This is a genomic window from Psychromarinibacter halotolerans, assembly GCF_029168315.1.
In the GTDB taxonomy this organism is placed as follows: Bacteria; Pseudomonadota; Alphaproteobacteria; order Rhodobacterales; family Rhodobacteraceae; genus Psychromarinibacter; species Psychromarinibacter halotolerans.
The window spans coordinates 552,307-574,555 of record NZ_JARGYD010000002.1; the positions used below are offsets into that span (position 1 = coordinate 552,307).

The 22,249-nt window shown below is 64.1% G+C and carries 24 protein-coding genes; 16 read left to right on the forward strand and 8 right to left on the reverse strand.

The window, feature by feature from the left end; translation table 11 throughout:
* Nucleotide 1 precedes the first annotated feature (1 nt).
* From P1K30_RS07590 to P1K30_RS07610, 5 genes are all read left to right on the forward strand, one after another.
* A complete protein-coding gene (locus tag P1K30_RS07590) occupies nucleotides 2-1,846 on the forward strand; it encodes an ABC transporter ATP-binding protein (RefSeq protein ID WP_275632090.1) in 1,845 nt (614 codons plus the stop codon).
* Nucleotides 1,843-3,693, forward strand: coding sequence for an ABC transporter ATP-binding protein (locus tag P1K30_RS07595; RefSeq protein WP_275632091.1), 1,851 nt, complete (start codon nucleotides 1,843-1,845; stop codon nucleotides 3,691-3,693). Before P1K30_RS07590 ends, P1K30_RS07595 begins: the two co-directional genes overlap by 4 nt.
* The gene (locus tag P1K30_RS07600; protein ID WP_275632092.1) at nucleotides 3,690-4,913 is read left to right on the forward strand and encodes a class I SAM-dependent RNA methyltransferase; all 1,224 of its coding nucleotides are present in this window, start codon (nucleotides 3,690-3,692) and stop codon (nucleotides 4,911-4,913) included. Before P1K30_RS07595 ends, P1K30_RS07600 begins: the two co-directional genes overlap by 4 nt.
* Before the next feature lie 48 nt (nucleotides 4,914-4,961).
* On the forward strand, nucleotides 4,962-5,738 hold the full coding sequence (locus tag P1K30_RS07605; protein ID WP_275632093.1) for an ion transporter: 777 nt from the start codon (nucleotides 4,962-4,964) through the stop codon (nucleotides 5,736-5,738).
* Between the two features lie 66 nt (nucleotides 5,739-5,804).
* A complete protein-coding gene (locus P1K30_RS07610; protein WP_275632094.1) occupies nucleotides 5,805-6,296 on the forward strand; it encodes a L,D-transpeptidase family protein in 492 nt (163 codons plus the stop codon).
* 61 nt (nucleotides 6,297-6,357) lie between these two features.
* Here P1K30_RS07610 and dalA read toward each other — a convergent pair whose 3' ends face one another.
* The gene (gene dalA, locus P1K30_RS07615; protein WP_275632095.1) at nucleotides 6,358-6,960 is read right to left on the reverse strand and encodes a divisome-associated lipoprotein DalA; all 603 of its coding nucleotides are present in this window, start codon (nucleotides 6,958-6,960) and stop codon (nucleotides 6,358-6,360) included.
* A gap of 164 nt (nucleotides 6,961-7,124) precedes the next feature.
* On the opposite strand from dalA, the gene P1K30_RS07620 reads away from it, so the two are divergent.
* Together P1K30_RS07620 and P1K30_RS07625 are read left to right on the forward strand one after the other, a co-directional pair.
* On the forward strand, nucleotides 7,125-7,724 hold the full coding sequence (locus P1K30_RS07620) for a L,D-transpeptidase (RefSeq protein ID WP_275632096.1): 600 nt from the start codon (nucleotides 7,125-7,127) through the stop codon (nucleotides 7,722-7,724).
* A gap of 145 nt (nucleotides 7,725-7,869) precedes the next feature.
* On the forward strand, nucleotides 7,870-8,055 hold the full coding sequence (locus tag P1K30_RS07625; protein ID WP_275632097.1) for a hypothetical protein: 186 nt from the start codon (nucleotides 7,870-7,872) through the stop codon (nucleotides 8,053-8,055).
* Between the two features lie 63 nt (nucleotides 8,056-8,118).
* Here P1K30_RS07625 and hemH read toward each other — a convergent pair whose 3' ends face one another.
* Both hemH and P1K30_RS07635 read right to left on the reverse strand, forming a co-directional pair.
* Nucleotides 8,119-9,183, reverse strand: a complete 1,065-nt coding sequence (hemH, locus tag P1K30_RS07630) for a ferrochelatase (protein WP_275632098.1) — start codon at nucleotides 9,181-9,183, stop codon at nucleotides 8,119-8,121.
* 53 nt (nucleotides 9,184-9,236) lie between these two features.
* Nucleotides 9,237-10,076, reverse strand: a complete 840-nt coding sequence (locus tag P1K30_RS07635; protein WP_275632099.1) for a methyltransferase domain-containing protein — start codon at nucleotides 10,074-10,076, stop codon at nucleotides 9,237-9,239.
* 40 nt (nucleotides 10,077-10,116) lie between these two features.
* On the opposite strand from P1K30_RS07635, the gene P1K30_RS07640 reads away from it, so the two are divergent.
* From P1K30_RS07640 to P1K30_RS07655, 4 genes are read left to right on the forward strand one after another with little or no spacing between them, the layout of a single operon-like run.
* Nucleotides 10,117-10,839: a ComF family protein gene (locus P1K30_RS07640; protein WP_275632100.1), complete on the forward strand. Its 723-nt coding sequence runs from the start codon at nucleotides 10,117-10,119 to the stop codon at nucleotides 10,837-10,839.
* Between the two features lie 36 nt (nucleotides 10,840-10,875).
* Nucleotides 10,876-11,133, forward strand: a complete 258-nt coding sequence (grxC, locus tag P1K30_RS07645) for a glutaredoxin 3 (RefSeq protein WP_275632101.1) — start codon at nucleotides 10,876-10,878, stop codon at nucleotides 11,131-11,133.
* On the forward strand, nucleotides 11,133-11,966 hold the full coding sequence (locus tag P1K30_RS07650; protein ID WP_275632102.1) for a carbon-nitrogen hydrolase family protein: 834 nt from the start codon (nucleotides 11,133-11,135) through the stop codon (nucleotides 11,964-11,966). The genes grxC and P1K30_RS07650 overlap by 1 nt, the downstream gene beginning before the upstream one ends.
* Nucleotides 11,963-12,409, forward strand: a complete 447-nt coding sequence (locus P1K30_RS07655; RefSeq protein ID WP_275632103.1) for a MarR family winged helix-turn-helix transcriptional regulator — start codon at nucleotides 11,963-11,965, stop codon at nucleotides 12,407-12,409. Before P1K30_RS07650 ends, P1K30_RS07655 begins: the two co-directional genes overlap by 4 nt.
* A gap of 6 nt (nucleotides 12,410-12,415) precedes the next feature.
* Here the strand turns inward: P1K30_RS07655 and ubiG are convergent, their stop codons facing one another.
* Nucleotides 12,416-13,168 (reverse strand): bifunctional 2-polyprenyl-6-hydroxyphenol methylase/3-demethylubiquinol 3-O-methyltransferase UbiG, encoded by a 753-nt coding sequence (gene ubiG, locus P1K30_RS07660; protein ID WP_275632104.1) that lies wholly within the window; start codon nucleotides 13,166-13,168, stop codon nucleotides 12,416-12,418.
* 68 nt (nucleotides 13,169-13,236) lie between these two features.
* Here ubiG and pip point away from each other — a divergent pair, with 68 nt between their 5' ends.
* The 5 genes from pip (at nucleotide 13,237) to P1K30_RS07685 (ending at nucleotide 19,772) form a co-directional block, all read left to right on the forward strand.
* The gene (gene pip, locus P1K30_RS07665) at nucleotides 13,237-14,232 is read left to right on the forward strand and encodes a prolyl aminopeptidase (protein ID WP_275632105.1); all 996 of its coding nucleotides are present in this window, start codon (nucleotides 13,237-13,239) and stop codon (nucleotides 14,230-14,232) included.
* An 85-nt stretch (nucleotides 14,233-14,317) separates the two neighbouring features.
* Nucleotides 14,318-15,322 (forward strand): ABC transporter permease, encoded by a 1,005-nt coding sequence (locus P1K30_RS07670; RefSeq protein ID WP_275632106.1) that lies wholly within the window; start codon nucleotides 14,318-14,320, stop codon nucleotides 15,320-15,322.
* On the forward strand, nucleotides 15,319-16,503 hold the full coding sequence (locus P1K30_RS07675; RefSeq protein ID WP_275632107.1) for an ABC transporter permease: 1,185 nt from the start codon (nucleotides 15,319-15,321) through the stop codon (nucleotides 16,501-16,503). Before P1K30_RS07670 ends, P1K30_RS07675 begins: the two co-directional genes overlap by 4 nt.
* Entirely contained in the window at nucleotides 16,500-18,155 is a 1,656-nt protein-coding gene (locus P1K30_RS07680) for an ABC transporter ATP-binding protein (RefSeq protein ID WP_275632108.1), read from the forward strand. Before P1K30_RS07675 ends, P1K30_RS07680 begins: the two co-directional genes overlap by 4 nt.
* A gap of 72 nt (nucleotides 18,156-18,227) precedes the next feature.
* Nucleotides 18,228-19,772, forward strand: a complete 1,545-nt coding sequence (locus tag P1K30_RS07685) for an ABC transporter substrate-binding protein (protein WP_275632109.1) — start codon at nucleotides 18,228-18,230, stop codon at nucleotides 19,770-19,772.
* Nucleotides 19,773-19,851: 79 nt separating this feature from the next.
* Here the strand turns inward: P1K30_RS07685 and P1K30_RS07690 are convergent, their stop codons facing one another.
* From P1K30_RS07690 to P1K30_RS07705, 4 genes are read right to left on the reverse strand one after another with little or no spacing between them, the layout of a single operon-like run.
* Nucleotides 19,852-20,040 carry a DUF2783 domain-containing protein gene (locus tag P1K30_RS07690; RefSeq protein ID WP_275632110.1) on the reverse strand — a complete coding sequence of 63 codons (189 nt, stop codon included), beginning with the start codon at nucleotides 20,038-20,040 and terminating at the stop codon, nucleotides 19,852-19,854.
* A complete protein-coding gene (locus P1K30_RS07695; RefSeq protein ID WP_275632111.1) occupies nucleotides 20,037-21,587 on the reverse strand; it encodes an FAD-dependent oxidoreductase in 1,551 nt (516 codons plus the stop codon). Before P1K30_RS07695 ends, P1K30_RS07690 begins: the two co-directional genes overlap by 4 nt.
* The gene (locus P1K30_RS07700) at nucleotides 21,577-21,729 is read right to left on the reverse strand and encodes a hypothetical protein (protein ID WP_275632112.1); all 153 of its coding nucleotides are present in this window, start codon (nucleotides 21,727-21,729) and stop codon (nucleotides 21,577-21,579) included. The genes P1K30_RS07695 and P1K30_RS07700 overlap by 11 nt, the downstream gene beginning before the upstream one ends.
* A 4-nt stretch (nucleotides 21,730-21,733) precedes the next feature.
* Nucleotides 21,734-22,249, reverse strand: coding sequence for a DinB family protein (locus tag P1K30_RS07705; protein ID WP_275632113.1), 516 nt, complete (start codon nucleotides 22,247-22,249; stop codon nucleotides 21,734-21,736).

The following is a 22,249-nucleotide window of genomic DNA, read 5'->3' on the forward strand; positions in this document are numbered from 1 at the left end:
CATGTTCCGCTATTTCGAAAATCTCGTGGACCCCTATGGTCCTTATCCGCAAACCGACACGCCGCCGCGCAAGTTGCTGCCGTTCCTGCTGACCTACGCGCAGCCGTTCCGCCGCGTGTTCTGGGCCGCTGGCCTGATGTCTTTGGTGGTGGCCGCCGTCGAGGTCGGGCTGATCTCGTACATGGGGCGCATCGTCGACCTGCTGACCGAAGGGGACGCGACGCAGGTCTGGGACAGCTATGGTCTGGAATTCATCCTTGCCGCGCTGTTCATCCTGCTGATCCGGCCCGCGATTCAGATGCTGGACGTGCTGCTGCTGAACAACGCGATCCTGCCGAACTTTGGCACGCTGGTCCGCTGGCGCGCGCACAGTCAGGTGATGCGCCAGTCGGTCGGCTGGTTCGAGAACGACTTTGCCGGGCGCATCGCGAACCGGATCATGCAAACGCCGATGTCTGCCGGAGAGGCGATATTTCAGGTGTTCGACGCGATCACCTTCGCACTGGCCTACCTTATCGGCGCCGCTGTCCTGCTGTGGGGGGCGGACGTGCGGCTGGTGATCCCGCTGCTTGGTTGGTTCATGCTGTACGGTCTGCTGGTACGGTGGACGATGAAACGCGTGGGCCCCGCGTCCAAGGCCGCGTCCGATGCGCGCAGCAAGGTTACGGGCCGCGTCGTGGACAGTTACAGCAACATCCATTCGGTCAAGCTGTTCGCGCATCACGACAGCGAACTCGATTACGCCAAAGAGGCCATCGAAGAGGCGCGGACGACCTTCGCCGCAGAGATGCGGCTGTACACGATCATGGACGTCGCGCTGGTGTTCCTGAACGGGCTGCTGATCGTCGGGGTCGTCGGCTGGGCCTTCGTGCTTTGGATGAACGGGTCCGCGTCTGTGGGGATCGTGGCGGCGGCAACGGCGCTGACCCTGCGGCTGAACGCGATGACCGGCTGGATCATGTGGGCGCTGTCCACGTTCTTCCGGTCGCTCGGCGTGGTCGCGGAAGGTATGGAGACGATTGCCCAGCCGATCACCCTGACCGATGCCGATGACGCCAAGGTGCTGACGGTCGATGCCGGAGAGATCCGGTTCGACGGCGTGTCGCACCACTATGGTCGCGGTGCGGGCGGGCTGGATCGGGTGTCACTGACCGTGAAGCCGGGCGAGAAGATCGGCCTGATCGGGCGTTCTGGCGCGGGAAAGTCGACCTTGGTGAAGCTTCTGTTGCGGTTCTATGACCCCGAGAACGGCAAGATCACCATCGACGGCCACGACGTGACTGCCGTGACGCAGGAAAGTCTTCGGACAGAGATCGGCATGGTTCAGCAGGACAGTTCGCTGCTGCACCGCTCGATCCGCGAGAACATCCTGTACGGCCGCCCCGATGCCACCGAAGCCCAGATGATCGAGGCGGCGCAGCGCGCCGAGGCGGACGGTTTCATCGGTGACCTTGTCGATCCGGATGGGCGGCAGGGCTATGACGTGCACGTCGGCGAACGGGGCGTGAAGCTGTCGGGTGGCCAGCGCCAGCGTATCGCGCTTGCGCGTGTGATCCTGAAGGACGCGCCGATCCTTGTGCTGGACGAAGCCACATCGGCGCTGGACAGCGAGGTCGAAGCCGCGATTCAGCAGACGTTGTACGGGATGATGGAGGGCAAGACCGTGATCGCGATCGCCCACCGTCTGTCCACTATCGCCCAATTGGATCGCATCCTTGTTCTGGACGACGGGCGCATCGTCGAGGACGGCACCCATGCCGAGCTTTTGGCGGCGAAGGGCCTATATGCCAACTTCTGGGACCGGCAATCGGGCGGGTTCATCGGAACGGAACAGGCGGCCGAATGAACAGGCAGGCGATACTTGGGTGGTTTGCGGGGCTGATCGACGCCGAGCGTGACGCCCGCGGCGCGCCGCCACGCACGCTGATGGCGTTCATGGGCTGGCTGCTGGACGGCGCGTGGAAAGCCATCGGGCTGGCCGCGCTTGTGTCTGTCACCTCGGGCACGCTTGAGGTCATGACCGCTGTCATCCTTGGCGCGGTGGTGGACGCGGCCGTCGGCGGATCGCCGGATGGTTTCTTCGGCACCAACCTGTGGATGCTGATCGGCGCGGCCTGTTTCTTCGTCGTGCTGCGCCCGCTGGTGTTCGGCGCGAACTCGGCGCTGGCGTCCCTGTCCATCGGGCCCAACATCAACAACCTCGTGCTGTCGCGGCTGCACCGCTACACGCTGGGTCAGTCGGTGACGTTCTTCGACAACGACTTTGCCGGGCGGATCGCGCAGAAGCAGATGCAGACCGCGCGTGCGGTGACCGACGTGGTGACCGACATGCTGGGCGCGGTCGTTTTCGGCCTTGCCTCGGTCGTGGGGTCCATCGTGCTGATGCTGTTCATCGGCTGGGAACTGGCGCTGCTTCTGGCGGTTTGGATGTGTGCCTATGCCGGGCTTATCCGCTATTTTCTGCCGCGCATTCGCGAACGGTCGCGGGCGCGCGCCGCTGCCCGTGCGATGGTGTCCGGTCAGGTTGTGGATACGATCACCAACATAAAGACGGTGAAGCTGTTCGCCCACCAGTCGCACGAGGATCGCGCCGCGCTGGAAGAGATGCGGCGGTTCCGGCTGGCCGCCTTCGGCTTTGGCACCGTCACGGCCAGCTTCCGGCTGATGCTGATGACGTTGTCGGGCTGTCTGCCTGTGCTGCTGGTCGGGGTGACGCTGGTCTTGTGGTCGAACGGCGCGGCGACGGCAGGCGACATCACCGCGACGGGCGCGGTGTCGATCCGGCTGGCGCAAATGACCGGGTGGATCAGCAACGCGATGCTGATGATGTACGCCCATGTCGGCGAGATCGAGGATGGGATGAACACCCTCACGCCGCCGCACGAACTGGCCGATGCGCCGGACGCCGCCGCGATCGAAGGGCCGCCGGTGATCTCGTTCGATAACGTGAACTTCGCTTACGGTCAGCGCAGCGGTGGCGTGCAAAACATCGACCTGACCATCCATCAGGGCGAAAAGTTGGCCATCGTCGGTGCGTCGGGGGCCGGGAAATCGACGCTGGTCGCGTTGTTGATGCGGCTGTACGACGCCGAAGGTGGCGCGGTTCGGGTGGGTGGCACCGATGTGCGCGAGGTGACGCAGGAAAGCCTGCGGCAACAGATCGGGATGGTCACGCAAGAAACCGCGATGTTCAACCGCTCGGCCCGAGACAACATCATGTACGGCCGTCCCGACGCGACAGAGGACCAGATGATCGCCGCCGCCAAACGGGCGCGGGCGCATGATTTCATTCTCGAACTCGCGGATTTCAAGGGACGCACCGGCTATGACGCGCATCTTGGCGAGCGCGGGGTGAAGCTGTCGGGCGGGCAGCGGCAGCGTATCGCGCTGGCCCGCGCCATCCTGAAGGACGCGCCGATCCTTGTGCTGGACGAAGCGACCAGCGCGCTGGACAGCGAGGTCGAGGCCGAGATTCAAGAGGCGCTGGACGAGGTGATGAAGGGCAAGACCGTGCTGGCTATTGCGCACCGGCTGTCCACCATCGCCCAGATGGACCGGATCGTGGTGCTGGATGCGGGCGAGATCGCCGAGATCGGCACGCACCGCGAATTGCTGGAGCGGGATGGTCTGTACGCGCGGTACTGGAAGCGGCAATCTGGCGGCTTCATGGGATTCTCCGAGGCGGCCGAGTGACACTGACGATCGAACGACTGGGGCACCGTGGCGATGGCATCGCGCGGGGCAGTGATGGAACCGCGGTGTTCGTCCCGCTGACCCTGCCGGGTGAAGTCGTCGAGGGCGAGGTAACGGGCGACCGCATGGCCGCGCCGCGTATCGTCACGCCCTCTGCCGACCGGGTGAAGGCGCCGTGCCGTCATTTCCGGTCCTGCGGCGGCTGCGCGCTGCAACATGCCGCCGACGGGTTCGTCGAACAGTGGAAGGCCGGGCTTGTGACCTCGGCGCTTGCCGCGCATGGGATCGAGGCGCCGGTGCTGGGTGTCGCGACCTCTCCGGCGCAGTCGCGGCGGCGCGCGGTTCTGTCCGGGCGGCGCACCAAGAAGGGCGCGCTTGTCGGCTTCCATGCGCGGGCGTCCGATACCGTCGTCGAGGTGCCGGACTGCCAACTGGTCCTGCCCGAGATCGCGGCGCAGTTGCCGATGCTGGAAGAGCTGACGAAGACCGGCGTATCGCGTCGGGGCGAGTTGTCGATGACCGTGACATGGTCCGCCGCCGGGGCGGACGTGTCCGTGACGGGCGGGCGCGAACTGGACGGTCCGTTCCGGATCGAGCTTGCCGCTTTCGCAGAGCAGCACGATCTTGCCCGGCTTGGCTGGGACAGCGAAACCGTCGTGCAACGGCGTCCCCCCGCGCAAAGTTTCGATGGAATAGAGACTGTTCCGCCCCCCGGCGCCTTTCTTCAGGCCACCCGGCACGGCGAGGCCGCGCTGCTGGCCGCCGTGCGCGACGCGGTGGGCGGGGCAAAACGGGTCGTCGACCTGTTCGCGGGCTGCGGCACCTTTTCCCTGCCGCTTGCGAAAGGGGCCGAGGTTCATGCCGTCGAAAGTGGGGCAGAGATGCTGAAGGCGCTGGACACCGCGTGGCGGCACAGTTCCGGCCTGAAACGCGTCACGACGGAAACCCGCGACCTGTACCGTCGGCCGCTGCTGCGCAGCGAGCTGGCCACCTATGACGCGATCGTGATCGACCCGCCCCGCGCGGGCGCCGAGGCGCAGACCGAAGAGATTGCCGCCAGTTCCGTGCCGGTGATCGGTGCCGTGTCATGCAATCCGGTCACCTTCGCGCGCGATGCGGCGGTTCTGATCGCGGGCGGTTACCGTCTGGACTGGCTGCGGGTCGTTGACCAGTTCCGCTGGTCTACCCATGTCGAGCTTGCCGCGCGCTTCGCCAGATAGCATATCGCGCACGGGGCAGGGCACGCAGGGACAGGGCAAGAGGATTACATGACGGTTCGGCAACGGCTTGCGGGTTGGCTCGCGCGGGATGACGTGCGCAACTTCATCACCGGCGTGATCGTGTTCAACGCCATCATCCTTGGGCTAGAGACCTATGATCCGGTCATGTCCCGTGTTGGCGGGCTGGTCGTGGCGCTGGACCGGGCCTGCCTTGCGATCTTCGTGGTCGAGTTGGTGCTGAAGATCTTCGCCCATGGCCCGCGCTTCTTCCGCAATGGCTGGAACCTGTTCGATTTCGTGATTGTCGGGATCTCTTTGGTGCCGGGCGCGCAGACGTTGTCGGTGCTGCGGGCGCTGCGGATCCTTCGGGTTCTGCGCGTGGTGTCCGGCGTGCCGCGCCTGCGTCGCGTGATCGAAGGCTTTCTGACCGCGCTTCCGGGCATGGCCTCGGTGTTCTTCCTGATGGGCCTGATCTTCTACATCGGCGCGGTGATGTCGACGAAGCTGTTCGGTGACGCCTTTCCCGAATGGTTCGGCACGCTGGGGCGGTCGGGCTATTCGCTGTTCCAGATCATGACGCTGGAAAGCTGGTCGATGGGGATCGTGCGCCCGGTGATGGATATCTATCCGCAGGCGTGGATCTTCTTCGTGCCGTTCATCATCGTGACCACCTTCACGGTCGCGAACCTGATCGTCGGTCTGATCGTGAACTCGATGCAGGACGCCCACCACGAGGAAGACCAAGCGGCCACCGGGACCTACCGCGACGAGGTTTTGGCGCGGCTGGCGGCGATCGAAAAGAAATTGGACGACCGCGAGGGCTGAGACTTCGCTATTCTCGGTGTGTGCGATTCTTGGTATCTTAACCAAAAAACACCAAGAGGCAGTCTCATGAGAAACACCCGCGTCGTTCTGGCGCTTTGCATCCTGTTGGCGCTGGGCGCCTGTTCAAAGTTCCGGACCTATAACGGGCCGGAGGTTACGCGAATCGTCGTCTACAAGGGCGAGCGGAAGATGTACCTGCTGCACCACGACTCTGTGCTGGCAACGCATGACATCGACCTTGGCTTCGCGCCCGCCGGCCACAAGCAGTTCGAGGGCGACGGCAAGACGCCCGAGGGGCGGTATTACATCGACCGCCGCAACCCCAACAGCAAGTTCCACCTGTCTTTGGGGATCTCGTATCCGAACCCCGATGACATCGCCTTTGCCGCCAAGAACGGGCGCAGTCCCGGCGGTGACATCTTCATTCATGGCGAGGTGAACCGCGACCAGCGCAAGAACCTTGACTGGACCGCGGGTTGTATCGCCGTGAAGAAGCGCGAGATGGAAAAGATCTACGCGATGGTCGGCGATGGAACGGTGATCGACATTTATCCCTGAAACAGGGACGAAATCCGGCACGAAAAAACCCGGCTGCGGATGCGGCCGGGTTTCGTTTTTCTTAGACGCCGGGTGTCTCTGTCGTCGGCACCGGCACCGTGGGTGCTGGCGCAGGCGGTGCCGTGTTGGCGCGCGGGGCCGGGGACAGGACCGACAGAACGGGCCCGCCACCGACGACGAGCGTGTACCAGATCTTGCCGTTGGCATCCTGCTGGAAGGCAAAGCCCATGTCCTCGCCCTCGGGGGCCATGACGGTGCCGCGGGTCAGCGGATCTTGCATCCATGCGGCCAGCGTCTCTGTCTCGGTCTCGTAGGTCTCCGAGATGTTCTCGCCCAGCATCCGCTTGGTATAGCCGGCGTCGACCACGCGCTCGACCGGGGAAGAGCCGTCGGCGCCGAAGTGCCACGGCCGACCTTGGCGCGACATATCACGCGAATGTGTAAGCGCAGCGGCGTTCAGCGACGAATCCAGCTGCAGCGGACGCAGGCCGTTCGCGCTGCGGAGGGCGTTGACCGAATCGAGCATCCGAAGCTGCACAGGCCCCTGGTTGCCGTTCGACAGACTGTAGATTCTCTCGCCATTGGCGTTTGTTTGTATGGCCGGGCCGCCACAGGCAGCCAGCAGCACCACGCAGGTCAGCAGCGAAAGAATTGGACGGATCATTGTGAGCACCCCTAGAATTGGCACACGAACCAACTAGCTCGCCGGTGCGGAGTGATCAAATCGAACCTCCGCATAAGGGCGTGCTTACGCTCGTTAGAATTGCGATTGCGGCTTTGTAGCCATATGATGCGGCCGCAGCAACATAGATGAATTGGAGATGCGTCATGGCATCAAATTCGAAACGTAATCTCGATCGTCGCCTGTTTCTGGGCACCGGCGCCGCCGCGCTTACGGGGCTTGCCGCACCGGCCATCGCGCAAAGCACCACCCAGTACGAGACGGCCGTCAGCACCGCCAGCAGCCGGAACATTTCCGTTTTCCGGTCGCTGGATTGGCGTCCCTACTTCAGCAACACCCGCAACGGGGCGATCCTGGTCGACACCAAGTCGCGCGCACTGCACTACTGGTCCGAGGACCAGTCGATCTACAAGCTGTACCCGACCTCGGTCCCGCTGAGCGACGAGCTGACCCGCCTTGGCCGCACCAGCGTGGTGCAGAAGGTGGTTAAACCGACGTGGCGCCCGACGCCCAACATGCGCAAGCGCAACCCGGAATGGCCCGCGGTTGTGGAAGGCGGCGCCCCGGACAATCCGCTGGGTCCGTTCGCGCTGTATCTGTCGTGGACATATTACCGAATTCATGGCACCCACGACACGCGCAAGATCGGTCGGAAATCCTCCAACGGCTGCATCGGCCTTTACAACGAGCACATCGAAGAGCTGTTCGGCTTGGCCAAAGTCGGCTCCCAAGTGTTGCTTATTTGACGATACGACACGGCTTCGGATGACGGCGCGGCGCTATGGGTTTGCCTTGCTTAACCATTGGTGCTTAGACGGAAATGCGGGGTACAGTATACGTTCCACGTGTATCCATATCGTAGCCAGATCCAAAATCCTGGAGGATTGTGAAATGAAAAAAGTCGCACTCGCCGCTGCCTTCGCAGCCGCTGCGTCGACCGCTTCCGCCGGTTCCTACGGCGAAGTCGTTGTTGTCGAGCCCGAAATCGTCGTCGAGGAAGCTGCTTCGTCCTCGAACGCCGGCCTGCTGGTTCCGCTGATGGCTCTGCTTGTCATCGCTGCCGCGGCTTCGAACTGATTTCGGTTCAAACCGAACGGTTTAAGTAAAAGGCGGTGGTTCTCCACCGCCTTTTTACGTTTCTCAGCCGACCCAACCGCCAAGGTTCTCGGCGATGACGTTCGACAGCGCCGCGATATGCGCCGCGTCGTCGTTCAGACAGGGAATGTAGGTAAAGCTTTCGCCACCGGCGTGTTCGAAGCTTTCCCTGATCTCTTCGTTGATCTCTTCCAGCGTCTCGATGCAATCGGCCGAAAACGCGGGCGCAATCACCGCGATGCGCTTCTTGCCGGATTCTGCCAGCCGCGCGACCTCTCCCACAGTGTAGGGCTGAAGCCATTCCTCGGGCCCGAACCGCGACTGGAACGTGGTGATCGCCTTGGCCTTGTCCCAGCCAAGTCTCTCACGCAGCAGCCGCGTCGTCTTCTGGCACTGGCAATGGTAGGGGTCGCCTTCCTCGGTCAGATAGCGCTTCGGCAGACCGTGATAGGACGCCACCAGCACGTCGGGTTCATGATCCAGCGCGGCATAGGCACGCGTGACAGAGCCGGCCAGCGCCTCGATATAGTCGGGGCGGTCGAAATAGGGCGGCACCGTCCGCGAGGCGGGCTGCCATTTCTGCTTCATCAGCGCGCGAAAGAACTGGTCGTTCGCGGTGGCCGTCGTGGCGCCCGCGTATTGCGGGTACAGCGGGAAGAACAGGATGCGGCGGCAGCCTTGGTCCAGCAGCGCCTGCAGACGCGATTCCGTCGACGGGTTGCCGTAGCGCATGCAGTAATCGACCACGACGTTGTCGCCGAACCGCGCCTTCATCTCGGCGGTGATCCCGGCGGCCTGCTGCTTGGTGATCGTCATCAGGGGGCTTTCGCCCGCGTCCTCGTTCCAGATCGTCTTGTACGCCGCGCCCGAGGTGAAAGGCCGCTTGCCCAGCACGACCGTTTGCAGGATCGGCTGCCATTTCCACTTGGGATAGTCGATGACGCGCTGGTCCGAGAGGAACTCGTTCAGGTAGCGCCGCATCGACCAATAGTCGTAGCCATCCGGCGTGCCGAGGTTCGCCAGCAGGACACCCACCTTCTCGGGCACAATCGCGGGGTGGTCCGTGGGCGCGTGTTCGGGGCGCACCGCGCCGAAGGTGTCGTCTTTCATCGTCCCGTTTCCCTTGTTCTTTCCCCCGGCAGATAGAGACGGGAGCCGTGAGGTCAATTGCGCCGAGGCGTCGCAGGATCGTCCAGCGGAACCTCGGCCGTGTCCAGCGCGTCGGCCAACCGGTGCGCGGCAGAGCCGGGGCGCAGCGGCTGCGGCTGGCTTGCGTCGGGGGCCCAGCCGGTCAGAAATATCGTCTCGAACGTTGCGGAAACGCGGCCGTCCGGCGTCGCATAGGCCTCGGCATAGCGCCGGGCGGCGTCCAACAGCACCGCGCGCCGGGTAAAGCCTTTTGCTCGGGCCTGCATCACGTTCGCTTCGCCCATCGCGCGCAGGTCCAGCATCAGGCGCAGCGGATCGGCATAGGTGACGCTGCGGGCAAGGTTGTCCGCCACCGGAAGCGCGAAACCCGCGCGCTGCATCAGGGCACCGACGTCGCGGATCTCTCCCATCGGAAGGACGCGCGGCGACAGCCCGCCGCTGACGGATGCTTCTGCCTCGGCCAGCGCGGCGCGCAACTCGTGCAGGGTGCGGCCACCGAACAGGGCGCCAAGGAACAGGCCGTCGGGTTTCAGAGCGCGGCGGGCCTGAACCAGTTGGCCCACCGGGTCGTTCGCCCAATGCAGCGACAAGGAATGGATCACGAGGTCGTGCGCGCCTTCGTCCAGCGCCAGCACCTCTTCGTCCGCGATCACCTTCGCCCCGGGCAGGCGCGCGCGCCAAAGGTCGGGCCAGGGGGTGACGACGGCAGGTGACGTAAACGTCCTGTTAACCAGTTCCAGCCTTTCCTGAATGTCGTCGGCCGCGTCCTGCTGCAGGAACAGGGCGGGATCGCCGGCGGCGGCCCTTTCGCGGGAACGGATCAGTGCGGATCGGTCGGTCAGGTCGGTGGTCATGCGGGTCCCCCGGATCAGGCCGCTTATCTAGGAGTGTGCCGTGGGAATGCAAAGCCTTCTTCGTCTTGCCTATCCGCCGCAGTGTGTCAGCTGCGGGGCGCTGGTCGAGGATGCGTTCAACCTGTGCGGCGCCTGCTGGCGGGAAACGCCGTTCATCACCGGTCTGGTCTGCGACCTGTGCGGCGTGCCGCTACCGGGAGAGTCCGACGGGTCGGTGGTGACGTGCGACGACTGCATGCGGATCGAACGCCCGTGGCTGCGGGGGCGGTCGGCATTGGTGTATCGCGACAACGGGCGCCGGTTGGTTCTGGCGTTGAAGCATGGTGACCGGCTGGACCTTGTCCGTCCGGCAAGCCGGTGGCTTGAGGCGGTCGCAAGCCCTTGCCTGTTGCCGGACGCGGTCATCGTCCCGGTGCCCGCGCATTACACCCGGCTGGTGAAACGGCGCTATAATCAAGCCGCCATGCTGGCGCAGGCGGTCGCCTCGCGGACGCGCCACGCCTATCTGCCCGGTCTGCTGCGCCGGGTGCGCGGCACACGGATTCAGGACGGGATGAGCGTGGAGGCCCGGTTCAGCAACCTGTCCGGCGCGATCCAGCCCGCGCCGACCGCTGAACACCGGCTGGCGGGCCGCCCTGTCCTGCTCATCGACGACGTTCTGACCTCTGGCGCGACGCTTTCCGCAGCAACAAAGGCGTCATTTGCCGCAGGTGCACAATCGGTCTGTGTCTTGGCACCGGCACGCGTTGCGAAGGATGCCTAGATCCCTATAGTCGCCCCAAAGCAGGAAACGGGATCCATGCAGACTGTCGAGATTTACACCACACCCACATGCGGTTTCTGCATGATGGCCAAGCGTCTTCTCAGCACGAAGGGCGTCGATTTCACCGAGATCGACGTTTCCGGCGATTCCGACAAGCGGCAGCAGATGATGAAGCGTGCGAACGGCGGTTACACCGTGCCGCAGATTTTCGTGGGCGACATCCATGTCGGCGGCTGCGATGACCTGATGGCATTGGACCGGGCGGGCAAGCTTGATCCGCTGCTGAAAGGCTAGTGCGTGTCGCGCTGATCCAGATGACGGCCTCGGACGATCCCGGGGCCAATCTTGTTTCGACATTGAAGGATGTGCGCACGGCGGCGTCCGAGGGCGCCGGGCTGGTGCTGACCCCCGAGGTGACCAACTGCGTCTCTGCCAGCCGCGCGCGGCAGCAGAACGTGCTGCAGCGGCAGGACGACGATGCGACGCTGGCCGCGCTGCGCGACCTTGCGGCAGAGCTTGGCGTCTGGCTGAACATCGGGTCGCTTGCGCTGAAGACAGACGACCCGGACGGGCGGTTTGCCAACAGGTCCTTCCTGATCGCACCGGACGGACGCATCGCGGCGTGGTATGACAAGATCCACATGTTCGACGTGGTGATCTCTGACACCGAAAGCTATCGCGAATCCGCAGGCTACCGCCCCGGCGACCGGGCGGTGCTGGCACGGACCGACATCGGCGCAATCGGCCTGACGGTGTGCTACGACATGCGATTTCCGTCTCTGTACCGGCAGCTTTCGCAGGCCGGGGCGCAGATCCTGCTGGCGCCGTCGGCGTTTTCGCCGGTGACCGGCGCGGCGCACTGGGAAGGCCTGCTGCGCGCGCGGGCCATCGAATGCGGCGCCTACGTTCTGGCGGCGGCGCAGTGCGGTAGCCACCCGGCGACCGAAGGCAAGGCGCGGCGGACATGGGGCCATTCGCTGGCGGTGTCCCCGTGGGGCGAAGTTCTGTACGATGGCGGCGACGCGCCGGGCATCGGCTATGTCGATGTCGACCTTGCGCAGGTCGATGACGCGCGGGGCAAGGTGCCGTCGCTGCAGCACGACCGCGACTTCGGGCCGCCGACATGAACGACAACGCACAGGATAACCTATCGGTCGCGCTGTTCAGCGAGATCTTCATGGCCGACCAGATGGCACGGGTGAAACTGGCGCGCGTGCTGCCGAAGGGGATGGAGCTTAGCCACTTTTCGGTGCTGAACCACCTGTCGAAATCCCGCGAGGAAAAGACGCCCGGCCAGCTGGCCCGCGTGTTTCACGTCACCCGCGGGGCGATGACGAACACGGTGAACAAGCTGGCGTGGGCGGGCTATGTTCACATCCGTCCCGACTGGGACGATGCGCGGCGCAAGTTCGTCGCGATCAGCCCCGCCGGACGCCGGGCCTGCGACGAGGCGTTTCAGGTGATCGCCGACGCCGTGTCGGGCATGGTCGAGGATATCGGGTCCGACAAGGTGCGCGCGGCGCTTCCCGTCCTTCGGGCGATCCGGCTGCGGCTGGATGAAGAGGATTAAGGCGCCTTATTCCCCGGCGGGTTTGACGCTGGCGGTGACGTAGTTCACCGACAGGTCCTTGTCCGAGATCGACCAAGACCAGCCCAGCGGGTTGAACACGAACCCCTTGCGATCGACCGGGTCCAGCCCGGCACCGCGCAGCAGGTCGAACAGCTCGTCCGGGGTGATGAACTTGCTCCAGTCATGAGTGCCCTTCGGCAGCCAGCGCATGATGTGTTCCGCCCCGATGATCGCCATCATATAGCTTTTCGGGTTCCGGTTGATCGTCGAACAGACCATCAGCCCGCCGGGCTTTAGCAGCGTGCGGCACGCCGTCAGATAGGACAGCGGGTCGGCGACATGTTCCACCACTTCCATGTTCAGCACCGCGTCGAATTGCTCTCCGGCGTCGGCCAGAGCCTCGGCGGTGGTGTGGCGATAGTCGATATCCAGCCCCGACTGTTCCGCGTGAATGCGGGCGACGGGAATGTTGCGTTCGGCGGCGTCGGCGCCGACCACGTCCGCGCCCAGCCGCGCCATCGGTTCCGACAGCAGCCCGCCGCCGCAGCCGATATCAAGGATGCGCAGCCCCTCGAACGGCGCCTTCGCGGACAGGTCCCGGCCGAACTCGGCCGCGATCTGCGAGGTGATATATCCCAGCCGGCAGGGGTTCATCATGTGCAGCGGCTTGAACTTGCCCTGCGTGTCCCACCACTCGGCGGCCATCGCCTCGAACTTGGCGACTTCGCTCGGATCGACTGTCGACGTTGCGGTACTCATGGTCTTAACCTCGGATTTCACGAAATTGCCTTATGGCAGGGCCGTTTTCCAAACTATATAGGAGACGTATGGACAAGGTCGCGACCCAGCGAAAGGGTAACCAACATTTGTACCCGCCCCTCGATCCCTTCGATCAGCGCATGATGGAAGTCGGTGAGGGGCACAAGATCTACGTGGAACAGTGCGGCAACCCGTCCGGCGTTCCGGTGATCGTGCTGCACGGCGGGCCCGGCGGCGGGTGCAGCCCGGCGATGCGGCGCTATTTCGATCCCGAAACCTATCGTGTGATCCTGTTCGACCAGCGCGGCTGTGGCCGGTCGCGGCCTCATGCCTCGGTCGAGGATAACACGACATGGCACCTTGTCCGCGACATCGAGGCGATCCGCGAGGCGCTGGGCATCGAACGCTGGGTTGTCTTCGGCGGCTCGTGGGGCGCGACGCTGTCGCTAATCTATTCGGAAACCCATCCCGAACGCGCCAGCGCGCTGGTGCTGCGCGGGGTCTTCCTGATGACCCAAGCCGAACTGTCATGGTTCTATGGCGGCGGCGCCGGCAAATTCTTCCCCGAACTGTGGGACAGGTTCGCGGGCCTTGTGCCGCCGGAAGAGCGTGACGACCTGATCGCGGCGTATCACCGGCGTCTGTTCGGCGGCGACCTTGCCGAAGAAACCCGGTTCGCGCGGACGTGGACATCGTGGGAAAACGCGCTGGCGTCGATCGACAGCGGCGGAATGGGCGGCGACAGCCCCGCCGATTATGCCCGCGCCTTCGCCCGGCTGGAGAACCACTATTTCACCAACGCGGGCTTCCTTGAACAGGATGGCCAGATCCTGAACAACGTGGGTCGGCTTGACGGTATCCCCGGATTCATCGTGCAGGGTCGATACGACATGATCTGTCCGCCGTACTCTGCCTATGCGCTGCACAAGGCGTGGCCGGGGTCCGAGATCCGGATGATCGGTCACGCGGGCCACGCGCTGTCCGAACCGGGCATCAGTGCCGAGCTTGTGTCGATCATGGACCGCCTGCGGCGCGAACCCGGTATCCGCGAAACCGCGGCCTGATGTTCGCGGTAACGCAAGGGTTTACATAAGCCCCCTTTTTGTTAACCTGCCAGTCAACAAAAACAGAATAAGGACACAGGGCGTTTTGCACCCCGTTCTGAAGATTGTAATTCAACGGCTGTTTCTGGGTCTGCTTACGCTTCTGGTGGTCTCGATCGTGATCTTCGTCGCGGTCAATTCCCTGCCCGGTGACTTTGCGCAAGCCATCCTTGGCCAATCGGCCACCCCCGAGGCGGTCGAAGCCATCCGAAGGGACCTTGGTCTCGATCAGCCCGCCATCACCCGATACTTCACGTGGCTTGGCGACATGGTGACCGGCAATCTCGGCATCAGCTTCGCGCAGGCCAACTTCGCCAGCTTCGTCGGCACCAGCGCCGAAAGCGGGTCCGGGCCGGTGACGGTTCTTCAACAGATCGCGCCCCGGTTCCAGAACACCATGTTTCTTGCCTGCGTGACCGCGGTGATCGCGGTGCCGCTGTCTTTGACACTGGGTATCCTTGCGGCGCTGTTCCGCAACTCGGCCTTCGACAAGGTCGCGAACGTCGGCGCGCTCAGCGCGGTGTCCAGCCCCGAGTTCTTCCTGGCCTACGTGCTGATCCTGTTCCTTGCGGTGCTGAACCCGGTCCTGCCGTCGCTGTCGAACATCTATGCCGACATGGCCTTCAGCGAGCGGTTGACGCGGACGCTGCTGCCCGCGCTGACACTGACCCTGATGGTGACCGCGCAGATGATGCGGATGACGCGCGCGGCGATCATCAACCTGCTTGCGTCGCCCTATATCGAGATGGCGCGGCTGAAAGGTCTGTCGCCGATGCGGGTGATCGTGAAGCACGCGCTGCCGAACGCGCTGGCGCCGATCATCAACGTGATCGCCTTGAACCTTGCCTACCTGATCACCGGCGTCGTCGTGGTCGAGGTCGTCTTCGTCTATCCGGGCATCGGCCAGCTGTTCGTGGACAGCGTGAAGATCCGTGACATTCCCGTGGTGCAGGCGTGCTGCCTGATCTTCGCGGGGGCCTATATCCTTCTTAACCTGTTGGCGGATGTGCTCTCGATCATCTCGAACCCGCGCCTGAGGCATCCGAAATGAGCGTCTGGATCTGGATTGTCGTCGCGCTGATTGCCATCGCGGCGGGTGCGTTCGTGTTCCGCCTTGCCGGGCAGACCGTGACCGGAAACCGTCCCTATTTCAGGGATATGAGCTATGGCGTGGCCTTCGGCTTCGTGCTGGGCGCCGCCCTTCTGGCATGGGCGGTCTACACCTTCGTCATGGCGCGGTTCATCATGGACGAGACCGCGGCTGCCCCGTACTTCTTCTTCGTCTTCGCGGTCGAGTTCCTGATCGTCGCCGCCATCGTGGCGTGGCTGTTCCGCGCGGCGGGGCGCCTTGTCGGGACCTCGGGCACGCGCAAGCTGTTCCGGTCCATGCCCCTGACGGCCAGCTTCGGTATCCTGACGATCATCGTCTACGCCGTTCTTGCGATCTTCGCGCAGTTCATCGCGCCCTACGGACAGGAACAGGTCTTCGCCGCCGCCAATGCGCTTCCCGGCACAGACCCGGCGCATCCGCTGGGCACCGACCAGATCGGGCGCGACCTGCTGTCCCGCCTGATCTACGGCGCGCAGAACACGGTCGGCATCGCCTTCGCGACGACGTGTCTTGCGTTCCTGCTTGGCGGGACGCTGGGCTTTCTTGCCGCGACGCTGGGCGGCTGGCTGGACCAGCTTGTGTCGCGGGCCGTCGACGTGCTGATGGCCATTCCGTCGCTGATCTTCGCCCTGCTGCTGATGACCATCGCCAGTGCGTGGGCCGGGACGCAAAGCTGGCAGCTGACCTTCTACATGATCATCATCATCGCGGTCATCGATTCCACCCGCGTGTTCCGTCTGGCCCGCGCGGTGGGCATCAACATCGTTGTCATGGACTATATCGAGGCCGCGAAGCTGCGCGGCGAGGGTCTGGGATACCTGATCTTCCGCGAGATCCTGCCCAACGCCTATGCGCCGCTGCTGGCCGAATTTGGGCTGCGGTTCTGCTTCGTGTTCCTGACGATCGCGTCCCTGTCGTTCCTTGGCGTGGGCATCCAGCCGCCGCTGGCCGACTGGGGCACAATGGTGCGTGACCTTGCGCAGTTCATCAACTTTGCCGCCTTCTCGCCGCTGGCCGCCGCCCTGCCGCTTATGGCGGCGGGTGCGATCGCCCTGCTGACCGTGGCGGTGAACTTCGTTGTCGACTGGATGCTGCAAAGATCGTCGGGGCTGAAGGAATGAACGACTCCAGAGACACCCTTGTCGAGATCCGCGACCTGTGGATCGAGGGCCGCTCGGACGAAGAGTGGAACCCGATCATCAACGGCGTGGACCTGACCCTGCGCAAGGGCGAGGTGCTGGGCCTGATCGGTGAATCCGGCGCGGGCAAGTCGACGCTGGGCCTTGCCAGCATGGGCTATACCCGCGACGGCGTGCGCATTTCGAAGGGCTCGGTCAAATTCGACGGCGTCGAGCTGACCACCGCCTCTGCCGCGAAGAAGCGCGCGCTTCTGGGCAAGCGCATCGCCTATGTCGCGCAGTCCGCCGCCGCCAGCTTCAACCCGGCGCACAAGCTGATCGACCAGCACACCGAAGCGCCGGTGCAGCACAACGTGTCCTCCAAGGCCGAGGCAACCGCCGACGGGATCGAGCTGTATCGCCGCCTGCGCCTGCCGAACCCGGACGAGATCGGGTTCCGTTACCCGCACCAAGTGTCCGGCGGACAGTTGCAGCGCGCGATGACGGCGATGGCGATGTCCTGCCGTCCCGACCTGATCATCTTCGACGAGCCGACGACCGCACTGGACGTGACCACCCAGATCGAGGTTCTGGCCTCGATCCGCGACATCGTGGAACAGTTCGACACGGCGGCGATCTACATCACCCACGATCTTGCGGTCGTGGCGCAGATGGCGGATCGCATCAAGGTTCTGCTGAAGGGCGACGAGGTCGAGACAGCCGAAACGCGCGAGATGCTCAGTTCGCCGAAAGAGGATTACACCAAAAGCCTGTGGGCCGTGCGCAGCTTTCAGCGCCCCGCCAAGCCGGCGCCGGCAGTGGACGCGACCCCTGTGATCTCGGTGCAGAACATCACCGCCGCCTATGGCAAGATGCCGGTCCTACACGACGTCAGCTTCGACATCCACGCGGGCCGCACGGTGGCCGTTGTGGGGGAATCCGGGTCCGGCAAGTCGACGACCGCGCGGGTGATCACCGGCCTGCTGCCGCAGACCGACGGCGTGATCGAATACCGGGGCGAACCGCTGCCCGCCGATTATCGCAAGCGCGACCGCAACCAGCTGCGGCAGGCGCAGATGATCTACCAGATGGCGGATACCGCGCTGAACCCGCGCAAGCCTATCGGCGAGATCATCGGGCGCCCGGTCGAGTTCTACATGGGTCTCAACGGCCGCAAGAAGCGCGAGCGCGTGCGCGAGCTGCTGAACGAGATCGAGCTAGAGCCCGATCAGTACATCCACCGCCTGCCGTCCGAACTGTCGGGTGGCCAGAAACAGCGTATCGGCATCGCCCGCGCGCTGGCGGCGGAACCCGAGTTCATCATCTGCGACGAGGTCACCAGCGCGCTGGACCAGTTGGTCGCGGAGGGCATTCTGAAACTGCTGGCGCGGCTGCAGGATGAACTGGGACTAAGCTACATGTTCATCACCCACGATCTCGCCACCGTGAAAGGTATCGCGGACGAAGTGGTGGTGATGAAGGACGGCTACGTGGTAGAACACGGACCCAAGGACGACATGTTCAAGCCGCCGCACCATCCCTACACCGATCTGCTGCTAAGCTCGGTGCCCGAGATGGACCCGGATTGGCTGACGAACCTGCTGGCAGAGCGCGGCGTCGAGAACATCGGCGATGCGGCTGTCGACAAGATGTAACAAAGTCGCGCCACCAAGGGGCCGATCAATCGGCCATGCGGCGCGAGGCAAAAACAGAGAGGGAGTTTCAACATGACACGTTTCACGAGACGCGGACTGCTGCGGACTGGTGCTGCTGCCGGTGTCCTCGCCGCGACCGGCCTGCCGCTGAAGGCACAGGCCAGCCGAGGCGGACGCTTGCGGATGGGCCTGAACGGGGCCAACACCTCGGACAGCTGGGACAGCCGCACGCATTCCGACATCTTCATGATCTCGGCTGCACAGGGCGCCGTTTTCGACTCGCTGACCGTGGTCGCCGCGGATGGCTCGCTTGAGGGCGAACTGGCTGAAAGCTGGGAAACCTCGTCCGATGCGAAGACCTGGACCTTCAACCTGCGTCAGGGCGTGACTTTCCACAACGGCAAGCCCTTCGGCGCGGACGACGTGATCGAATCGCTGCAGATGCACCTTGGCGAAGGCGTGAAATCGGCCGCCAAGCCGATCGTCGAAGCCATCGCCGAGATGAAGAAGGTCACCGACCATCAGGTGCAGTTCATCCTGTCGGACGGCAACGCCGACTTCCCGTACCTGCTGGCCGACTATCACCTGCTGATCTACCCGGCGGGCCAGATCGACGAGGCCATCTCCAAGGGCATCGGCACCGGTCTGTACCAGGTGGAAAGCTTCGATCCGGGCGTGCGCTTTGTCGGCACCCGCGTCGACAGCCACTACAAGGACGGCAAGGAAGGCTGGTTCGACTCGGTCGAGATCATCGCGATCAACGACATCACGGCACGGATGAACGCCCTGCTGACCGGTCAGGTCGACGTGATCACCGACATCGACTTCAAGACGGAAACGCTGCTTGAAGCGAACCCGATGACCGACATCTTCGAGGTCACGGGCAACCAGCAGTTCACCTTCCCGATGCTGACCGACGTCGCCCCGTTCGACGATAACAACGTCCGCATGGCGCTGAAGCACATCGTCAACCGTCAGGAAATGGTCGACAAGATCCTTCTTGGTCACGGTAGCGTCGGCAACGACAGCCCGATCGGTCCGGCGAACCAGTACTACTTCGCGGATATGGAGCAGCACTCCTACGATCCGGACAAGGCCAAGTTCTACCTCAAGGAAGCTGGCCTTGACGGGCTTTCCGTGGATCTGAGCGTGTCGAACGCCGCCTTCACCGGCGCGACCGACGCCGCCCAGCTGATGCAAGCGTCGGCGCAGGCCGCGGGCATCAACATCAACCTCGTGCAGGAACCGGCGGACGGTTACTGGTCGAATGTCTGGCTGAAAAAGCCGTGGTGCGCCTGCTATTGGGCCGGTCGCGCGACCGAGGACCTGATGTTCTCGTCCGCCTACGCGACCGGTGTGCCGTGGAACGACACCCACTTCGAAAACGAACGGTTCATGGAACTGCTGCTGCAGGGCCGTGTCGAGTTCGACAGCGACAAGCGCCGCGACATCTACCACGAGATGCAGCAGATCGTGCACGACGAGGGCGGCGCGATGATCCCGATGTTCGCCAACTTCGTGGGCGCCAAGTCGTCGAAGATCGCCAACTCTGGCACCATCGGCAACGTCTACAAGGTCGACAACGGCCGCGTGGCGGAACGCTGGTGGATGGCCTGATAGCGGCCTGACCCCGAAACGAAACGGGCCCGGTGCGAAAGCGCCGGGCCCTTTCATTTTGTACGGCGCGCGAAGTCCCCTAGCGCTTTGCCAGCGCGATCGCCTCGCTCAGAACCCGCCGGTCGCCGATATGATTGGCAAGGATCAGCACCAACTGCGCGTTCAGCGCGTGGCTGTCCGCCTCGGCCAGACCCTTGTGCGCGGCAAGAAGCTCTTCGTAGAACCCGTCGTGATCCGTCAGGTTCGGCGTGTCGATCAAGGCTGTCATTTCCCCCTCCAAATCGTCTCTATTGCGGCAGAAATCGTGCCTGCATCCGGCGTTTTCCAACGCGCGGCGACCACTTGGTCGGGCCGGATAAGGTACACGGCCTGTGCGGCGTCCCCAAGATACCGCGCCCGGATCGTGTCGGTCACTGGCACCGATAGCGTCTCGGCCCCCGGCACGTCCGCTGTCTTGCAGCCAAGCGCCAGCACCGTGACCTTGCCGCCAAGCGCGCTTAGCAGCCAGCCGTTGTCTAGCGGCGCATCCGGCGCCACCGCGCCCGGGCGTGACACGGCTGGAAGCCCCGGCGCGTCGGGCCCGCAATCGGGGTACACGCAAGGCACCGACAACCGGCCAGAGTTCACCCAGCCCCGCGCGAACGGCGCTTTGGACGCCAGCGCCAGAACCTGATCGCGGAACAGCCGTTCGGCGCCGTCGGCTGGCGTCATGAACCGGGTGGACCGGGTCGAGTTGCGGATGTTCTCGTCCGACCCGTAGGTGCGTTCGGCATCATAAGTCTCTAACAGGGACGTTTCCGCCTGTCCGTTCAGCACGGCGGCCAGCTTCCAGCCAAGGTTGTCGACGTCCTGCAACCCGCCATTTCCGCCCCGCGCGCCGAAGGGCGACACGACATGCGCGCTGTCGCCCACGAACAGCACCCGGTCATGGACGAAGCTTTGAAGCCGGCGGCACTGGAAGGTGTAGACGCTGACCCAGTCCAGCCGGAAATCGGAATGGCCTACGACCTTTTCGATCCGGGGGATGACCTTTTCCGGCGTCTTCTCTTCCTCGGGGTCGGTGTCCCAGCCAAGCTGAAGGTCGATCCGATAGATGTTGTCGGGCTGCTTGTGCAGCAGAGCGGACTGGCCGGGATGGAAGGTGGGTTCGAACCAGAACCAGCGTTCCGACGGCGTGTCGGCCGTCATTTCGATGTCGGCGATCAGGAACCGTTCTTCGAACAGCTCTCCGTCGAATTCCAGCCCCATCATGTGGCGCACCGGGGACCGGGCGCCGTCGCAGGCGATCAGGTACGCGCAAGACAGCGAATACAGACCGTCCGGCGTCTCGATATCCACACGGGCTTCGTCGGCGTCCTGATGGACCGTCACGACCTTGTTCTTGAACCGAAGATCGACCAGCGGATTGGCCAGCGCGGCCTGCACAAGATACTCTTCGACATAATATTGCTGAAGGTTCACGAATGCCGGCATCTTGTGACCCGCTTCGGGCAGCAGGTCGAAGTTGAACACCTCTGCGTCGCGGTGAAAGGTCCGACCGACCTTCCATGTGACACCCTTTTCCACCGACTTTTCCCCAACACCCAGCCGGTCGAGGATTTCAAGGCTGCGCTTCGACCAGCAGATCGCGCGGCTGCCCACCGACACCACGTTGTTGTCATCCAGCACGACGGAGGGGATGCCGTGGTTGGCCAGTTCCAGCGCCATCGCCACGCCAATCGGGCCGGCGCCCACGATAACGACCTTGTGGCGCGGTTCGGGGGCCGTCAGGCCGGGCGGTGCGGTGTATTCGAACGGTTGATAATCATAGGGCATGGGCTGTCCTCCCGATCAGCCAGATCAGCATGCCGGGCAAGACGTGCCCGGCGGCGTAGAACACGGCGACAAGCCGCAGAAAGCGCAGAACCTGGGCGCGCGGATCGCCAAGGGTAGGTTTTCGGATCCGAAGGCCAGTCATCGGATCATTCGAAATAGGCCCGTGCCGAGGGCACGCGACCGTCTTCGAGATGAAAGTCATCCAGCTGCGGCGGTGAGATACCGGCCTCTTGCAGCTGGACATGCGCCTGCCCGCGGTGGTGGATCTGGTGCTGAAACAAGTGCAGCAACAGCGCGCCGATCTTCTCGGTCACGTTGGGATCGTGGCCGCGTTCGGTGCGCACCCGGCGATCCAGATCCTCGGGCATCAACGCGGCGCAGTACTGGGCCAGCCGCAGGTCTGCATCGGCCTGAAGCGCGCCAAGGTCGTGCGGGTCGGTGACCTCGGTCCGGTCATAGACCGACCGACCCCGCCCGCCTTCTTCCAGCGCGTCAATGTAGTACAGATCCACCTCGTAGATGTGGTTCAGCGTCTTCGACAGGGACGGAAAGAACCCCGGCCGCGGCGCCGTGAACGCACCCTTGGGCAGGGCGGGCAGCGCGGCGTAAAGCGTCGCGTTGGCCCATGCGTTGTTCAGCGCCATCGTGCGGAAGGGTTCCAT

What these genes read in the sequence shown, in the direction of transcription:
- P1K30_RS07705 (WP_275632113.1), bottom strand. Translation starts at nt 22,249, where the DNA reads ATGGAACCCTTCCGCACGATGGCGCTGAACAACGCATGGGCCAACGCG.
- pip (WP_275632105.1), top strand. Translation starts at nt 13,237, where the DNA reads ATGGACAAGGTCGCGACCCAGCGAAAGGGTAACCAACATTTGTACCCG.
- P1K30_RS07655 (WP_275632103.1), top strand. Translation starts at nt 11,963, where the DNA reads ATGAACGACAACGCACAGGATAACCTATCGGTCGCGCTGTTCAGCGAG.
- P1K30_RS07595 (WP_275632091.1), top strand. Translation starts at nt 1,843, where the DNA reads ATGAACAGGCAGGCGATACTTGGGTGGTTTGCGGGGCTGATCGACGCC.
- P1K30_RS07610 (WP_275632094.1), top strand. Translation starts at nt 5,805, where the DNA reads ATGAGAAACACCCGCGTCGTTCTGGCGCTTTGCATCCTGTTGGCGCTG.
- P1K30_RS07700 (WP_275632112.1), bottom strand. Translation starts at nt 21,729, where the DNA reads ATGACTGGCCTTCGGATCCGAAAACCTACCCTTGGCGATCCGCGCGCC.
- P1K30_RS07625 (WP_275632097.1), top strand. Translation starts at nt 7,870, where the DNA reads ATGAAAAAAGTCGCACTCGCCGCTGCCTTCGCAGCCGCTGCGTCGACC.
- P1K30_RS07685 (WP_275632109.1), top strand. Translation starts at nt 18,228, where the DNA reads ATGACACGTTTCACGAGACGCGGACTGCTGCGGACTGGTGCTGCTGCC.
- P1K30_RS07680 (WP_275632108.1), top strand. Translation starts at nt 16,500, where the DNA reads ATGAACGACTCCAGAGACACCCTTGTCGAGATCCGCGACCTGTGGATC.
- P1K30_RS07590 (WP_275632090.1), top strand. Translation starts at nt 2, where the DNA reads ATGTTCCGCTATTTCGAAAATCTCGTGGACCCCTATGGTCCTTATCCG.
- dalA (WP_275632095.1), bottom strand. Translation starts at nt 6,960, where the DNA reads ATGATCCGTCCAATTCTTTCGCTGCTGACCTGCGTGGTGCTGCTGGCT.
- grxC (WP_275632101.1), top strand. Translation starts at nt 10,876, where the DNA reads ATGCAGACTGTCGAGATTTACACCACACCCACATGCGGTTTCTGCATG.
- P1K30_RS07695 (WP_275632111.1), bottom strand. Translation starts at nt 21,587, where the DNA reads ATGCCCTATGATTATCAACCGTTCGAATACACCGCACCGCCCGGCCTG.
- ubiG (WP_275632104.1), bottom strand. Translation starts at nt 13,168, where the DNA reads ATGAGTACCGCAACGTCGACAGTCGATCCGAGCGAAGTCGCCAAGTTC.
- P1K30_RS07635 (WP_275632099.1), bottom strand. Translation starts at nt 10,076, where the DNA reads ATGACCACCGACCTGACCGACCGATCCGCACTGATCCGTTCCCGCGAA.
- P1K30_RS07605 (WP_275632093.1), top strand. Translation starts at nt 4,962, where the DNA reads ATGACGGTTCGGCAACGGCTTGCGGGTTGGCTCGCGCGGGATGACGTG.
- P1K30_RS07675 (WP_275632107.1), top strand. Translation starts at nt 15,319, where the DNA reads ATGAGCGTCTGGATCTGGATTGTCGTCGCGCTGATTGCCATCGCGGCG.
- hemH (WP_275632098.1), bottom strand. Translation starts at nt 9,183, where the DNA reads ATGAAAGACGACACCTTCGGCGCGGTGCGCCCCGAACACGCGCCCACG.
- P1K30_RS07690 (WP_275632110.1), bottom strand. Translation starts at nt 20,040, where the DNA reads ATGACAGCCTTGATCGACACGCCGAACCTGACGGATCACGACGGGTTC.
- P1K30_RS07620 (WP_275632096.1), top strand. Translation starts at nt 7,125, where the DNA reads ATGGCATCAAATTCGAAACGTAATCTCGATCGTCGCCTGTTTCTGGGC.